General features: G+C 66.8%; 14 protein-coding genes. 5 read left to right on the top strand and 9 right to left on the bottom strand.

All coding sequences use genetic code 11. The features are described from left to right. Position 1 precedes the first annotated feature (1 nt). Together ON20_RS17950 and ON20_RS17945 are read right to left on the bottom strand one after the other, a co-directional pair. Positions 2–211 (bottom strand): hypothetical protein, encoded by a 210-nt coding sequence (locus ON20_RS17950; RefSeq protein ID WP_040836982.1) that lies wholly within the window; start codon positions 209–211, stop codon positions 2–4. Between the two features lie 119 nt (positions 212–330). Beyond that, positions 331–807, bottom strand: coding sequence for a chorismate pyruvate-lyase family protein (locus ON20_RS17945; RefSeq protein WP_157228880.1), 477 nt, complete (start codon positions 805–807; stop codon positions 331–333). Positions 808–1,407: 600 nt separating this feature from the next. Here ON20_RS17945 and ON20_RS17940 point away from each other — a divergent pair. Next, positions 1,408–1,956, top strand: a complete 549-nt coding sequence (locus ON20_RS17940; RefSeq protein ID WP_040837036.1) for a DUF1697 domain-containing protein — start codon at positions 1,408–1,410, stop codon at positions 1,954–1,956. A gap of 17 nt (positions 1,957–1,973) precedes the next feature. Here the strand turns inward: ON20_RS17940 and ON20_RS17935 are convergent, their stop codons facing one another. Then, positions 1,974–2,723, bottom strand: coding sequence for an acyltransferase (locus tag ON20_RS17935; RefSeq protein WP_040837034.1), 750 nt, complete (start codon positions 2,721–2,723; stop codon positions 1,974–1,976). Positions 2,724–2,865: 142 nt separating this feature from the next. On the opposite strand from ON20_RS17935, the gene ON20_RS17930 reads away from it, so the two are divergent. Continuing rightward, the gene (locus ON20_RS17930) at positions 2,866–4,200 is read left to right on the top strand and encodes an outer membrane protein assembly factor BamB family protein (protein WP_245547297.1); all 1,335 of its coding nucleotides are present in this window, start codon (positions 2,866–2,868) and stop codon (positions 4,198–4,200) included. Between the two features lie 39 nt (positions 4,201–4,239). Here ON20_RS17930 and ON20_RS17925 read toward each other — a convergent pair whose 3' ends face one another. From ON20_RS17925 to ON20_RS17915, 3 genes are read right to left on the bottom strand one after another with little or no spacing between them, the layout of a single operon-like run. Next, a complete protein-coding gene (locus ON20_RS17925; RefSeq protein WP_040836979.1) occupies positions 4,240–5,502 on the bottom strand; it encodes a glycosyltransferase family 4 protein in 1,263 nt (420 codons plus the stop codon). Further along, entirely contained in the window at positions 5,499–7,028 is a 1,530-nt protein-coding gene (locus tag ON20_RS17920; protein ID WP_086009019.1) for a 1,4-alpha-glucan branching protein domain-containing protein, read from the bottom strand. The genes ON20_RS17925 and ON20_RS17920 overlap by 4 nt, the downstream gene beginning before the upstream one ends. Before the next feature lie 11 nt (positions 7,029–7,039). After that, positions 7,040–7,825 (bottom strand): class I SAM-dependent methyltransferase, encoded by a 786-nt coding sequence (locus tag ON20_RS17915; RefSeq protein WP_040836976.1) that lies wholly within the window; start codon positions 7,823–7,825, stop codon positions 7,040–7,042. A 203-nt stretch (positions 7,826–8,028) separates the two neighbouring features. Between ON20_RS17915 and ON20_RS17910 the strand changes: the two genes are divergently transcribed. From ON20_RS17910 to ON20_RS17900, 3 genes are all read left to right on the top strand, one after another. Continuing rightward, positions 8,029–8,814: an electron transfer flavoprotein subunit beta/FixA family protein gene (locus ON20_RS17910; RefSeq protein ID WP_040836973.1), complete on the top strand. Its 786-nt coding sequence runs from the start codon at positions 8,029–8,031 to the stop codon at positions 8,812–8,814. A gap of 41 nt (positions 8,815–8,855) precedes the next feature. Beyond that, entirely contained in the window at positions 8,856–9,812 is a 957-nt protein-coding gene (locus tag ON20_RS17905; RefSeq protein WP_040836971.1) for an electron transfer flavoprotein subunit alpha/FixB family protein, read from the top strand. Positions 9,813–10,523: 711 nt separating this feature from the next. Next, on the top strand, positions 10,524–11,324 hold the full coding sequence (locus ON20_RS17900; RefSeq protein ID WP_245547296.1) for a class I SAM-dependent methyltransferase: 801 nt from the start codon (positions 10,524–10,526) through the stop codon (positions 11,322–11,324). Between the two features lie 13 nt (positions 11,325–11,337). Here ON20_RS17900 and ON20_RS17895 read toward each other — a convergent pair whose 3' ends face one another. From ON20_RS17895 to ON20_RS17885, 3 genes are all read right to left on the bottom strand, one after another. Beyond that, on the bottom strand, positions 11,338–11,538 hold the full coding sequence (locus ON20_RS17895) for a hypothetical protein (protein WP_157228879.1): 201 nt from the start codon (positions 11,536–11,538) through the stop codon (positions 11,338–11,340). Positions 11,539–11,670: 132 nt separating this feature from the next. Then, entirely contained in the window at positions 11,671–12,036 is a 366-nt protein-coding gene (locus ON20_RS17890) for a hypothetical protein (RefSeq protein ID WP_040837029.1), read from the bottom strand. An 872-nt stretch (positions 12,037–12,908) separates the two neighbouring features. Beyond that, positions 12,909–13,388: a winged helix-turn-helix transcriptional regulator gene (locus tag ON20_RS17885; RefSeq protein WP_040836968.1), complete on the bottom strand. Its 480-nt coding sequence runs from the start codon at positions 13,386–13,388 to the stop codon at positions 12,909–12,911. Positions 13,389–13,415 lie beyond the last annotated feature (27 nt).

Genomic DNA, 13,415 nt, shown 5'->3' with positions numbered 1-13,415 from the left:
GCTACGCCGCGCCGGTGCGGTGACAGCCCTCGGGCGCGCGTTCGGCCACCGGCCGCAGCGCTCGGCCCATCGGCATATCGGGAGTGGCGAGCACGATGGCGTTCACCGCGTTCGGCCGGGCGGATTCGTACGCCCGTGATCCGGTCACCGGGTCGTCGAGGCGGTCCCGTGCCTCCGCGAGCGGCAGGGCCTGCGACTCACCGCGATGCACCGAACACTGCGGCCGAAGGTGTCCAGTGGTCGCAGTTCTCGGACACCATCGATGGGCGCCGGCATGCGGGCTCGATGTCGGTGCCGGACCATCTATTCCGGCACCGACGACCAATACCTTCACGAACTTCTCTCCAGCGGCGCGAACGCGGGATCTATCCTTTCGTGCAGGTATGCCACCGGTGCGAAGACATGGTCATGTAGAACGCTTTCCTTGTATACGCACCGAGCTCCGTTCCGGTGCCCCGATGCGGTCCAGTTGGTGACCCCGGTGGTGAGAACCGTTCGCGCGATATACCGCCCGGCGGCGGACATGCTGTGGCCGATAGGCGTTCGTTTGTCGGTGAGGACGGGTGCGAGTTCGTGCTCTGCCATTATGGCGACGGAGTTCTCGGAAACGGCCCTGCCGCTTTCGGTGACCAGGACGGATCGGCGTAGGATCACCGGATCGGATTCCCGGCATCCCAGGGCCGACCTCGTCTCGTCCGGCAGTTCGTCTGCGGTTGTACGGCGCTGTTCCAGTAAGTCGAGGAATAGCGGTTCTCCGAGGAGGGCTTCCAACAGTTTTGTCATCGAGCCGTCGGATCGAAGCAGCATGCGTGTAACCGCGGGGAAGGTAGATTCTGCTGTGCCCGTGGGGAACTCCGTCATTGCGATGAGTCTATAGATCCGTGAACAGCCGTATTCCTATTGTGTGGAAGGCATATTGTCACCGTAGGCGGACAGTCGATGAGCGCGGCGCGAAAATATTGCCGTCCGCGTACGGTCGGGCAAACGGCGAGCGACCACGATTATCGATGAATATTGCGTAAGAGCACCATTTTCGGGAATTTTCGGTGCTCCCGATGGTTGCAGAAGGTCTGCGGCGAGTTCGCGGGACGATACGAGCGCGAAATTATCAATAGGGATTATCCCTCTATTTTATGAACAGTTTTCACCGGGTTCACGGATGGGAAGGGAAGCGGCACTTTCGGTGCCCGAACCGAAACGCACTGCGTCACCGTTCGTTCGGATCGCGTCGTACGTCGTGGGACGTATCCGGGGAGAGCTCTGGGTGCCGAGTGGTGCCCGCCCAGGGCGCTGACCGCCGAGTCGCCGGCGGGGCCGCACACATCCGGGACCCGGAAAACACACCCGGTGTATCGAGGGGCTGCCGAATGCCGAGTGGTTGTCGGTGCGCGGCGCTACGGTCTGTCCATGATGATGTACACGGCGCTGCTGCGGGGGATCATGCCCAGCAACCCGAATATGAGCAATGAGAAACTGCGCGCGGTGTTCACCGGGCTCGGATTCGAATCGGTGGCCTCGGTCCTGGCCAGCGGCAATATCGTATTCCGTGCCGACCCGGCCGAGGTCTCCGTTCTGGAGGACCGGGTCCAGAACGCCCTCAACGCCGAACTCGGTATCCCGGGCGGCACGATCATCCGTGACCACACCGAACTGCGCGCCCTGCTCGACAGCGATCCGTTCGAAGGGCTGACGCACGGCCGCAGCACCTATCTGACCGCGACCTTTCTCAAGGGCGCCGGCCGCGCACCGGTCGAACCACCCGGCGATCCCGATCCGCGCACCCGTGTCGTCGGCTACGACCCCGCCGCCCGCGTATTTCTCGCCGTCATCGACAACAGCACCCCCACCACCCCCAACTTCATGGCCTGGTTGGAGCGTACCCACGGCAAGAACATCACCACCCGCACGTGGCTCACCGTGCAGCGGGTCGTCAAGAAGATGGAGTCGCTGAAGTAGGGCCGCGGCCCGCCGGTTCATGCCTGCCGGCCTGCACCGTTCTTCTTCCGTTCGATGTCCTCCAGCGCGACGGCATACGCGGCCCGTGCCTCCGCCCCGGCCTCCCAGGCCTCCTTGCGGTTCTTCACGACCCTGGCCGGTGCGCCGACGGCAATGCTGTAGTCGGGAATATCGCCCTTGACCACCGCGTGCGCGCCGAGGACACAGCCACGGCCGACCCGGGTCTCCCGCAATACGGTGACCTTGGCGGCGATCCAGGTATCGGGCCCGATCCGTACGGGGCTCTTGACGATCCCCTGATCCTTGATCGGGGTGTGGATATCGTCCATCCGGTGGTCGAAGTCGCAGATATAGCACCAGTCGGCGACCAGCGTGGACTCGCCGATCTCGATATCCAGGTAGGTGTTGACTACGTTGTCCTTGCCGAACACCACCTTGTCGCCGATGCGCAGCGAACCCTCGTGGCAGCGGATGGCGTTACCGTCGCCGATATGCACCCAGCGCCCGATCTCCAGCCGACCCAACTCGGGGGTGGCGTGGATTTCCACGCGGCGGCCGAGGAACACCATGCCACGCAGGATGATGTGCGGGTTGGCCAGGCGGAACTTGAACAACCGGTAGTAGCGCACCAGATACCAGGGGGTGTAGGCGTGGTTGGCGAGCACCCAGCGCAGCGAGGCCGAGGTGAGGAAACGGGCCTGCCGCGGGTCACGCCGCCGTGAGCCACGCCGGCGTGAACGCAACGGTGCGCCCCACATGCTCGTCACGTCCTGTTCTCCTGTCATCGCCGATCCGTCGGGTACTGCGCAACAGCCTACTTTCGCGGTCCATGTCCCGGGCCGATACCCTTCCCGTTAACCTCGGACGGCGCGGACGCGGGGTGAGGACCACGATAGAGGGAGACGGCAGGTGCGAATCGGCGGCGGCGTACGGGCCGTGCCAGGGACCGGACGAGCCCTGGCGTATGCGGCGGCGCTGGTGGTGATGGGGACGGCCGCGCTCACCGGCTGCGGCACCGATACCGACGATATCGGCGTGGGCCCCGGCCTCGGCTGGCCCGCGGCCGGACACGATGGGCGCAACAGCGCCACCAGCCCGATCACCGGGTCGCGGGCGTTGCGTCCGAGCTGGTCGCGCCCGGTGGGCGGACCGGTGGTGCAACCGCTCACCCTCGCCCACGACGGACAGATGTTCGTCACCACCCGCACCGACGCCGACTGCAACATCATCACCTTCCAGATGGAGACCGGGCGCAAACGGTTCTGCAACCCATTGGGGCCCAATGCCGCCTACTCGCCCACGCTGCTCGACGGGATGGCCAACGTCTATGTCGGCGACGACAGCGGGGTGGGTTCGATGAACTATCTCGGGCAGCCGCGCTGGCGTATCCCGGTGGCGGGGGTGCCGGTGACCCTGCAGTTCACCGGCGACAGCAATCTGCTCAGCATTACCCACACGGGCCAGGTCGACGTGATCGATCGGCAGACCGGTAAACGCGTGGTCCCGACCCGGCAGCTGCTGGGGCAGCCCGATTTCCTGGCCGATCCCGGCCTGGACTGGCCGCCCCCGGGTGAGGGGCTCGAGGACTGCGCGACCGGCGGCCCCGAATGCCCGGTGGCCACTCTCGCGGCCGTCGACACCGATACCGGCCGCGTCTATGTCACCGTCCGGGAGGCGGGCCATCCCCGGGCCGCGCTGGTCGCGTTGCGTTATGCGGACGGGAAGGTAGACCAGGAGTGGCGGGTGGAGATCCTGGACGGCGGCAGTGCCACCGATCCGGCCCTGTCGGCCGACGGCAACACTCTCTACGTCGGCGACAACAGCAAGCGACTGCTCGCCCTCGACACCGCCGACGGACACACCAAATGGGCGGCCGATCTCGACTGGGAACCGCGTCGCGGGATCTCCGTCTCCGACGACGGGCTGATCATTCCGGCCGGGGACGAGGGCTATCTGCTCGCCCTGCGTGACCTCGGTGACCGGGCCGAACCGGTATGGGGGCGCAAGGATCTGGCGTTACGTGGTATGCCGGTGCAGACGGCGGGCCATACCGGTTACGTCACCGTGGCACTCGGCGACGGGTTGCACCTGGTCACCTTCGATACGGAAACCGGCGCGACCATCGACTCCGACCTGCTGCCGGGCGGGCAGGGCACCACCGCCGGAACGGCGGTCGGCCAGGACGGTGAGGTGGTGGTGGCGACCCGGATCGGTGAGGTCTTCGCCTTCGAACCCACGGACTGAGGCGGGAAGCGACCGTGCCCGCCGCGGGTTGGGAGTACTCTACAGCGGCTGGTTCGGGTCCCGCTCCGGAAGCGGGCGTCGTATGATCTCCGGTCGCCCCAGCGGGGTACGTACGCGGCGTTTCGCGGCCGTGTACACCTGGACGGTTTCGACGGCCACCACATCCCAGGAGAAATCTTCGGTGAGCCGTTCCCGCGCGGCGTAGGCGCGTTGCTGCGCGGCGGCCGGATCGTCGAGGACGGCTCGCACCGTGTCGACCAGTCCGTCGATATCGGCGGGCTCGAACGAGGCCCCCGTGACGCCGTCGATCACCGCTTCCCCGAGTCCGCCCGCGGTGGAGGTCACCAGGGGAGTGCCGGCGGCGGCCGCCTCCAGCGCCACGATCCCGAACGGTTCGTAGCGGCTCGGCAGCACGATCGCGTCCGCGCCGTGCAACCAGCCGAGCAGTTCCTCGTGTTCCAGCTGCCCCGCGAAATGCACCGCCCGCGTCACCCGGTGGGCCCGCGCGCGTTCCCGCAGCCATTCGAACTGGGTGCCCACCCCGGCGACGGTCAATGTGGTACCCGGATGGGCGCGCCGGATCCGCGGCAGCGCGGCGATAGCGTCCTGCACGCCCTTCTCGTATTCGAGGCGCCCCACATACAGCAGTCTCGGCGGTCCGCTGTGCGGCAGTCGCGGACGGAACGCCCACGCCCCCACATCGATCCCGTTGCGTATCACCGTCAGCGGCACCCCGTCGGGGCGGTAGAGCCGCTCCACCTCGTCCTGCATGGACGCCGAACAGGTGATGAGCGCGTCCGATTCGTTGGCCAGCCACCATTCCACCGAGTGCACCTGCCGGTTCACCCGCCCGGCCACCCAGCCGCTGTGCCGGCCGGCCTCGGTGGCATGGATGGTGGACACCAGTGGCACGTCGTAGTACTCGGCCAGCGCGATAGCCGGGTGCGCGACCAACCAGTCGTGCGCGTGCACCACGTCGGGACTCCAGCCGTCGCCGATACCGGGTTTGTTCAGGGCGATTCCGGCGCGCACCATGGCATGGCCCATGGCGAGGGTCCAGGCGAGCATGTCCTCGCCGAAATCGAAGATCGGTGGGTCCTCGGCGACTGCCACCACGAGCACCCCCTCGGCGATATGGGAGGCCGTGGGATGGGTGGTGGGATCGGTGCCGGTGGGGCGTCGGGACAGTACGACCACCTCGTGCCCGGCGGTGGCGAGTTCGGTGGCCAGGTGATGGACGTGCCGGCCCAGCCCGCCGACCACGACCGGTGGGTACTCCCACGACACCATCAAGATCTTCATCGTTGTCCTTCTGCCGGGGTGACACGCAGGCGCCGCGCGTCCAGGGCTGGGAACAGGCCGTCGGCCACGGACCATCCTGCCGCCAATCGGCGCGCTATGGCGAGCTGACCGGATTCCACGGCCGCGGCGATTTCCCGGACCGCGTGCGCGTGCTGGTGTGCCCGGTCGCGCGCGTAGCCGGCAGCGGAGTCCTTGCTCACCATGAACGCCCAGTCACTGGATACGGTGAGGATCGCCTCCCGCAGCAGTTGGTCGGCCACCGGGTCGCGGCCCGGCGCGGCGGCGTTCGCGCGGAGTTTACCGAGGGTGTCCAGGGCGAGGCCGACGATATCGGCGTTGAGTTCCACCAGGTCGCGCACCTGGTCTCCGGCCCATACCCGCCAGTCCTTGCCGGATCCCCAGGAGGAGTCGGTGAGCTCTACCGGTTCGCCGACGAAACCGCGGTCGCGGGCGTCGGCCAGGGTTCCGACGGTGATCCCGGCCTCCGGCAGCGCGCGCAGCACCTGTGCCAGCCACTGCGGCCCCTCGTGCCACCAGTGGCCGAACAGTTCGGTGTCGAAGGCGGCGACGACCAGGGCGGGGCGGCCGGTCCGCTCGGTTTCGCCGATCAACCGTTCCCGCACGGTCCGTACGAAGTCCGTGACATCGCGTTCCACGGCGGCGGCGGCGAGTTCCGGATCGTAGGGTGCCTTGTCCGGCCCGGCGACGGTCTTGCCGGTAACCCGCGACGGTTTCAGACCCGTGTCGTGGTCGTAGTGATGGAAATCACGGTAGGCGCCCTGGCCCGGGTATCCCGACTTCGGCGACCACACCCGGTAACTGACCTGGAGATCCCGCCCGAACGCCAGGACCGACGAATCCCGCACCGGACGACCCAGGGTGGTGTCGCCGCGCAGGGCCGGGCCGTCGACCATGAAATGCGTCACCCCCGCGTCGGCGTATCCGGTCTCCATGCCGGGGGTGAAACCGCATTCCGGCGCCCAGATTCCGGTGGGTGTGTGGCCCCAGCGCAGTCGGGCATCGGCCAGCCCCTCGACCAGCTGGAACTCCCGCAGCCGCTCGTCGATCAACGGCTGGAACGGGTGCGCCAGCGGCCCGCCGAGCAGTTCGATGGCGTCGGCGTCGACGAGTTCCCGCCACACCGGGGCGGCCCCGTGTCGCCAGCTCCGTTCGAATTCCGTGAGTGCGGCGGCGGCCAGGCGGTGCTCATGCCGGCCGAGCGCGATATTGCCCGCCATGGCCGCCTCGTCGGCGCGCAGCTGCCAGTTGCCCAGCCAGTGGTGCATACCGGCCAGGCAGTGCGGGTCGTCCAGCTGCGCCGCCAGCACCGGGGTGATGCCGAGGGTGAGCAGATGTGAACGGCCTTCGGCGGCAAGGGTTCTCAGCACGTCGACGACGGGTAGGTAGGAGGCGGCCCAGGACTGGTAGAGCCATTCCTCGCCGACCGGCCAGCGGCCGTGGTGGGCCAGCCAGGGCAGATGGGAGTGCAGGACCAGGGTGAACTGGCCGGGAACCGCGTCGGAGATGTGTGCGTTGCTCAAGGTTTCACCGCGATGGCCACCAAATCCAGGCCGGCGTCGATATCGTGGGGGGTCAGGTCGAAATCGTCGATACCGACCGCGGCTACGTCGGCGGTCAGTTCGGCGGGCCAGGGTTGCCCGGCCAGGGCGCGTTCGATCTGTGCATCGATGAACGAACCGCCGTGCTTGGCGTCCAGGGCCCGCAGGGTGGGCCCGTGGTGCACACCGGTCATCAGCTCGATCCGGAATCCGGCCTCTACCAGCAGTTCGGTGAGTTCCCCGGCGTGCAGTTCGCGGGTGTGGAAAGGGTTGAGTGGGGTATCCCGCCCGGGGGAGAAGGTGATCCGGTTGGGAGTGCTGATCAGCAGTTCGCCGCCGGGTCGCAGGACCCGCAGGCATTCGCGCAGGAAACGCGCCTGATCCCAGAGGTGTTCGATCACTTGGAAGTTCACCACCACGTCGACGGTGTCGGCGGCGAGCGGCAGATCGGCCAGATTGCCGCGCAGCATCGCCACCCGCGGATACCGTGCGCGCACGTGCGCGGCCGCGCCGCGGTCGTAGTCCAGGCCGACGACCCGGTCGGCGACCGCCGCGATCATGTCCGCGCCGTAGCCCTCGCCCGATCCGGCCTCCAGGACCACTTTGCCGACGCAGCGGTCCAGCAGTCGGGCATACACGATCTCGTGCCGGCGGAACCAGTAGTTCTCCTCGGCTATCCCGGGAACGGTGCGTTCGCCGGTCAGCGGCAGTGGCTCGACGGCGTGGGTATTGATGGGTGTGGCGGGAAGCAGGGCCTCGCTCATCCCACTGACGTTACTGGTAGACGTCGCCGCTCGGGTGGTCGGAGGGTCCTGCGACGCGCCCTTCACTACACTCGAATGGTAAGTTACCCATCAGTAACTTAACGTAGGGTAATGTCTCGCCCTGACCTACTCACAAGGACGTACGGCCGCCCGGATCGTGCGACCACCATCAGGTAACCAGAACAGGAGGTCGACGAAGACCGATGCCGAACATCGTCGTACTCATCAAGCAGGTTCCCGACACCTGGTCCGAGCGCAAGCTGACCGACGGTGACTACACCCTCGACCGCGAGGCCGCCGACGCGGTGCTCGACGAGATCAACGAGCGCGCCGTCGAAGAGGCACTGCTCATCAAGGAGGCCCAGGGCGGTGAGGTGACCGTGCTGTGCGCCGGTCCCGACCGCGCCACCGAGGCCATCCGCAAGGCCCTGTCCATGGGTGCCGACAAGGCCATCCACATCAACGACCCTGCCATCCACGGCTCCGACGCGGTGCAGACCGCGTGGGTGCTGGCCGGTGCGCTGGGCCAGGTCGAGGGTGTCGAGCTGGTGATCGCAGGCAACGAGGCCACCGACGGCCGCATGGGCGCCGTGCCCGCGATCATCGCCGAATACCTCGGTATTCCGCAGCTCACCCACCTGCGCAAACTCACCGTGGACGGGGACAGGATCACCGGCGAGCGGGAAACCGACGAAGGCGTGTTCAAGCTGGAAGCAACCCTTCCCGCCATCGTGAGCGTCACCGAGAAGATCAACGAGCCGCGCTTCCCGTCCTTCAAGGGCATCATGGCCGCCAAGAAGAAGGAAGTGCAGACCTTCGCCTTGGCCGATCTGGGCATCGACCCGTCGACCGTCGGTGTGGAGAACGCGGGCAGCACCGTCACCGCCTCCACCCCGAAGCCACCGCGCACCGCGGGCGAGAAGGTCGCCGACGAAGGCGACGGTGGCACCAAGATCGCCCAGTACCTGGTCGCCCAGAAGATCATCTGACCCGCGCCCCTACCGGTCGAGAAACTTCAGGAGATAAGACAATGGCAGAAGTACTTGTGCTCATCGAGCACGCCGAGGGTGCGCTCAAGAAGATCAGCACCGAACTGCTCAGCGCCGCCCGGGTTCTCGGTGAACCGTCGGCCGTGGTGGTCGGTGTCCCCGGCACCACCGACAAACTGTCCGACGCCCTCGCCGCCGCCGGCGCCGAGAAGATCTACGTCGCCGAATCCGACGACGCCGAGGGCTACCTGGTGACCCCGAAGGTCGACGTACTCGCCGGCCTGGCGGAGTCGGCCTCGCCCGCCGCCGTGCTGGTCGCCGCGTCCGCCGAGGGCAAAGAGGTGTCGGGCCGCCTGGCCGCCCGTATCGGCTCCGGGCTGCTGTCCGATGTCGTCGCCGTGAACTCCGATGGCTCCGCGGTGCACTCCATCTTCGGTGGCGCCTACACCGTCGAGGCCAAGACCAACGGTGATGTCCCGATCATCTCGGTGCGCCCGGGCTCGATCGAGATCAACGCCCAGGCCGGTGCCGGTGAGAAGGTAACCGTCGAGGTCCCGGCACAGGAAGAGGGCGTCGTGAAGATCGTCTCCCGCGAGCCCATCGTGGGCGGTGACCGTCCGGAGCTCACCGAGGCGAACATCGTCGTCTCCGGTGGCCGTGGTGTCGGCTCCGCCGACAACTTCTCGGTGGTCGAGTCGCTGGCCGACTCGCTCGGCGCCGCCGTCGGTGCCTCCCGCGCCGCCGTCGACTCCGGCTACTACCCCGGCCAGTTCCAGGTGGGCCAGACCGGTAAGACGGTCTCGCCGCAGCTGTACATCGCGCTCGGTATCTCCGGTGCCATCCAGCACCGCGCCGGTATGCAGACCTCGAAGACCATCGTCGCCGTCAACAAGGACGAAGAGGCGCCGATCTTCGAGATCGCCGACTACGGCATCGTGGGCGACCTGTTCAATGTCGCTCCACAGCTGACCGAAGAGGTCAAGAAGCACAAGGGCTGATATCGCGGTTTTCCGCGAACGATTCGCACAAACGTCCGGTGGATCCCGTCCCGCCGGGCGTTTGTCGTTGTTGGGCAATGTATCCGAACGGCCACTCCTGTCCGCTGTCGAGATGCCGTCGGCGGCCGAGGAGGTCTCGATACAAGCGGCTCGGGAAACACCGGTGAATCGTGGTGCGGAACTGGGCAAGTGCTCGCGGCCCGCCGGCGGTCGACCGAGCCGTATGTGCCCCGGTCGGTCGCATCGTTCCGCTTGCGGTGAGCGAGCGTCCGAACACGTGACAGGACAGATTTCGGACGATTGCCCTGGTGTGGAGTACCGGACGCTGCGAAGAGACCGGACCCGATCGCGGGGCTCGCCGTTGTCCTGAAGGGAAGCACTGTCGTATTGATGGACGTTGCTCCACACGTCAGGATCTCGCACACCGTTTCGGCAGTGCTCGTCGGTATGTTCGTCGCCTCGTTATTGACCTACCTGTATGTACTGCCGGCTCCCGAAGACACCGTTCTGGTCATTGCCGGGGACTCTCTACCCACTGCCCTCGGTGCAGTACTCCTGGCATGGCTGCACCACAGAACGATTGCCGAGCAGCGAGCCGGTGACCTTCCATCGACCGCAGTACCCGGCGGTCCGGCCTTCGGTCACACCGCCCGACCCGACCGAGAGACCGGTGTATCGGTTCGCACCTTCCCTGGCATATCAACACCCGGCATGTGCACCGTCGGCCGCAAAGTAAGGCGCACCGGTGACCGGCACACGGCGCGGCCGAACTTCCGGCGGCTGCCCACCCTGCTCGACGAGCTGGACATGCGCGATGATGCCCACCGGCGTACCGTCGAGTGTGTGAGCAGTGGTGCCGTGCCGGCGGTAACGGTGGAGGGCTCGAACCTGTGGGCGCGGGCGTTCGCGGCGCTGTATGACCCTCTGCTGTGGGTGGGCGAGAGGGCGGGTATGGGCGCTCGTCGTCGGGATTTGCTCAGCGGTGCGAGGGGGCGGACTGTCGAACTCGGCAGCGGTACCGGTCTTAACCTGGGGTACTACCCTGACGGCCTCGACGAGCTGATCTTGACCGAACCGGAGGCCGCGATGCGTGCGCAGTTGGCGCGGAGGCTGCGTCGCAGTCGACGTCGGGCGCGTGTTCTCGACGCATCGGCGGAACGACTGCCGTTCGCGGACGAAACCGTGGACACGGTCGTCTCAACGCTCGTGTTGTGCACTGTCGACGACCCTGACCCGGTGTTGCGGGAGATCGAGCGCGTGTTGCACCCCCGCGGCCGGCTGCTGTTTCTCGAGCACGTACGTTCCCAGTCGCCGCGACTCGCCTATTGGCAAGACCGCCTCGCCGGCCCGTGGCGCCGGTTTGCGGAGGGCTGCCACTGCAACCGTGCCACCCTCGAGCTGATCCGGGCAAGCGGGCTGGAGCTCGAAGACGTCCAGGAAACGTCGTGGCGGGGAATGCCCCCGATTGTTCGACCGCTGATCACGGGTGTGGCCGCCAAAGGCGATATCTGACCGGAGCTGCATCTCACTCGTCCGAGTAGCGGGGGACGGGGTCGCGGCAGTCCTGGACGCCGACCGTGCCGAGCAGATCGCCCACGAAACCGCGCGGGTGCACCGTCACCGGCTCGAGGAGATCTTGTCGTCCGCTCAGGTCGACCCGGTCGCGATGCGGACGGCCGAACCGCAGGTGTGGGGTGAGGTGGTGCTGCGCGCCGCCATGTGCCACGCGCGCCTTGGTGACTGCCCGGGGCCCTGCACTATTGCGAGCCGGCGCGGGATCGCCGTCCGAGGCCCGTTCCACTTTCCCGGGACTGCGGCATGCGGTGGCTTGATCACCCGGCCGATGCCGCGCGATGGATCAGTCCCGGTAGATCGCGACGTAGGCGTTTGTAGCGGTCCCGATGCTCAGGGGGCCCAAGCACGAGGCCGTGCCGTGACCGGACGGACCGAAGGAACCACTCCACGAACCCTGGTAAGGGCCGATAGCCATGAGGGGAAAGGCATTGGGCACACCGTGCAGGCCGAAACACTCAACGGTCAGAGCGTACTCCCGCCCAACGGGGGCGTCGTCGTGGCACGTCGCCGTCGCGCCGACCAGGTCCCGTGTGACAACGCAGTCCTGCGGCGCGGCTTGGGCCGCAGGGGAGCCGAGTACCGCGGCGAAGCCCGAAACCACAGCGGTGGCAACGACGATCCGTGTGGCGACGGTTGTCGTCCTTCTCATTCGAAATCCCATCTTCCACATTGCTTCACTATTGCTTGACCATCGATTGCGTACCGCGAGCCGTTACGGATAGAGGGACAACACGGCGTGCGTTACAAATTCGACCTGCGGAAACGCATTGCCCTCGAAGGTGTCTTGCGAACGAAGGTCTGCGGACATCCACGTGCTGCCGACTCGCATCGGATGCGGGTTTCTCGCGTCTGACGCGAGTGGCCGAGGGCAGCGCCGTATCCGTCCTGATCGGCGGCTATGTTCATATCCGCCCGGTTTTCGGCGAATACTACGGCGACCCCCTCCAGTCGGGATATGAAGCGGCCCCGACCGAATCCAGGATTCTGGCCGGGGCCGCTTCATCGTGGCGGGGAATCCCGCCGTGTCGTGGTTATCGGCGCGGCGGTTCCCCAAGAGGGCGTTACCGGCAACTTCGTTGGATTTTCCGCCATTGCTACCGGACCCGAACGCGAAAGCCCGCTTCGGTACAAACGTGATCACCGCTGATCCAGGCAACTTCGTTGTTTTTCGCGCGATTACTGCCGGAACTCCACACCTGTGACAGATCTCGCCGCAACCGCCGCAGCGGTGGATTGCCGGCCAATACTTTCGGCTGCGACAGCGCCACGGCCGGGTCCCGAAGTTCTCGACCAGCTCCGGAGAAGAACCGGTCATCCTGACTCCGATCGCCACGACCACGAGGCGATGGGAGGACGAGCACTGCCGACAGGACCAGCCCGACCAGCGGCATCGGGAACGGATAGCGGCCCGGCTCATGGACAGGGTTTGACCATTGACCACCTGGTTGCCTGGGCGCGTCGAATATGCGTGCCCTCTCATGCCGGAGGCCGCTCTGTTCGAATGGCTTGTCATGCAGCCGGTCACGCATCTGCCACCGAGGCGTCGTGTTCGTCCACCTTGTGGACTCGGGTGGTCGCCGCGGTGACGAGCTTGCCCTCGTGGTTTTCGGTGCGCAGCCGGGCTACGGGGCTGCCGTGACGGTCGATGAGTGTCGAATGGGGTTCGTTGCCGGTGAAGGCGTGGCGTTCTCCCCATTGGCGCAACGCCACGACGATGGTGAAGAGGTCCTGCCCGGCTTCGGTGAGTTCGTAGATGTGTCGCTTGCCGCCGGGAGTGGTGCTCGTGGTGAGGATGCCGTGGTCGACGAGCCTGCGCAGGCGATCGGTGAGGATGTTGCGGGCGATCCCGAGCCGCTGCCGGAATTCGGTGAAGGTCGCCGCGCCGTCCATGGCGTCGCGCACGATCAGCAGGCTCCACCGGTCGCCCACGAGGTCGACAGTTCGCGCGACAGGGCAGGTGGGATCGGTCCACGCGCGGTCGGACCCGAGTGTCGCGGTCATGAGCTTCCTCCCGATCGGTTGCAATTC

This window comes from Nocardia brevicatena NBRC 12119 (assembly GCF_000308495.1).
GTDB classification, from domain to species: Bacteria; Actinomycetota; Actinomycetes; order Mycobacteriales; family Mycobacteriaceae; genus Nocardia; species Nocardia brevicatena.
This window is presented reverse-complemented; position numbering and strand designations above follow the sequence as displayed.

Excerpts from the sequence above, each read along its gene's own strand:
- ON20_RS17945 (WP_157228880.1), bottom strand. The coding sequence starts at position 807 with ATGCTGCTTCGATCCGACGGCTCGATGACAAAACTGTTGGAAGCCCTC.
- ON20_RS17940 (WP_040837036.1), top strand. The coding sequence starts at position 1,408 with ATGATGATGTACACGGCGCTGCTGCGGGGGATCATGCCCAGCAACCCG.
- ON20_RS17925 (WP_040836979.1), bottom strand. The coding sequence starts at position 5,502 with ATGAAGATCTTGATGGTGTCGTGGGAGTACCCACCGGTCGTGGTCGGC.
- ON20_RS17915 (WP_040836976.1), bottom strand. The coding sequence starts at position 7,825 with ATGAGCGAGGCCCTGCTTCCCGCCACACCCATCAATACCCACGCCGTC.
- ON20_RS17910 (WP_040836973.1), top strand. The coding sequence starts at position 8,029 with ATGCCGAACATCGTCGTACTCATCAAGCAGGTTCCCGACACCTGGTCC.
- ON20_RS17905 (WP_040836971.1), top strand. The coding sequence starts at position 8,856 with ATGGCAGAAGTACTTGTGCTCATCGAGCACGCCGAGGGTGCGCTCAAG.
- ON20_RS17900 (WP_245547296.1), top strand. The coding sequence starts at position 10,524 with ATGTGCACCGTCGGCCGCAAAGTAAGGCGCACCGGTGACCGGCACACG.
- ON20_RS17890 (WP_040837029.1), bottom strand. The coding sequence starts at position 12,036 with ATGAGAAGGACGACAACCGTCGCCACACGGATCGTCGTTGCCACCGCT.
- ON20_RS17885 (WP_040836968.1), bottom strand. The coding sequence starts at position 13,388 with ATGACCGCGACACTCGGGTCCGACCGCGCGTGGACCGATCCCACCTGC.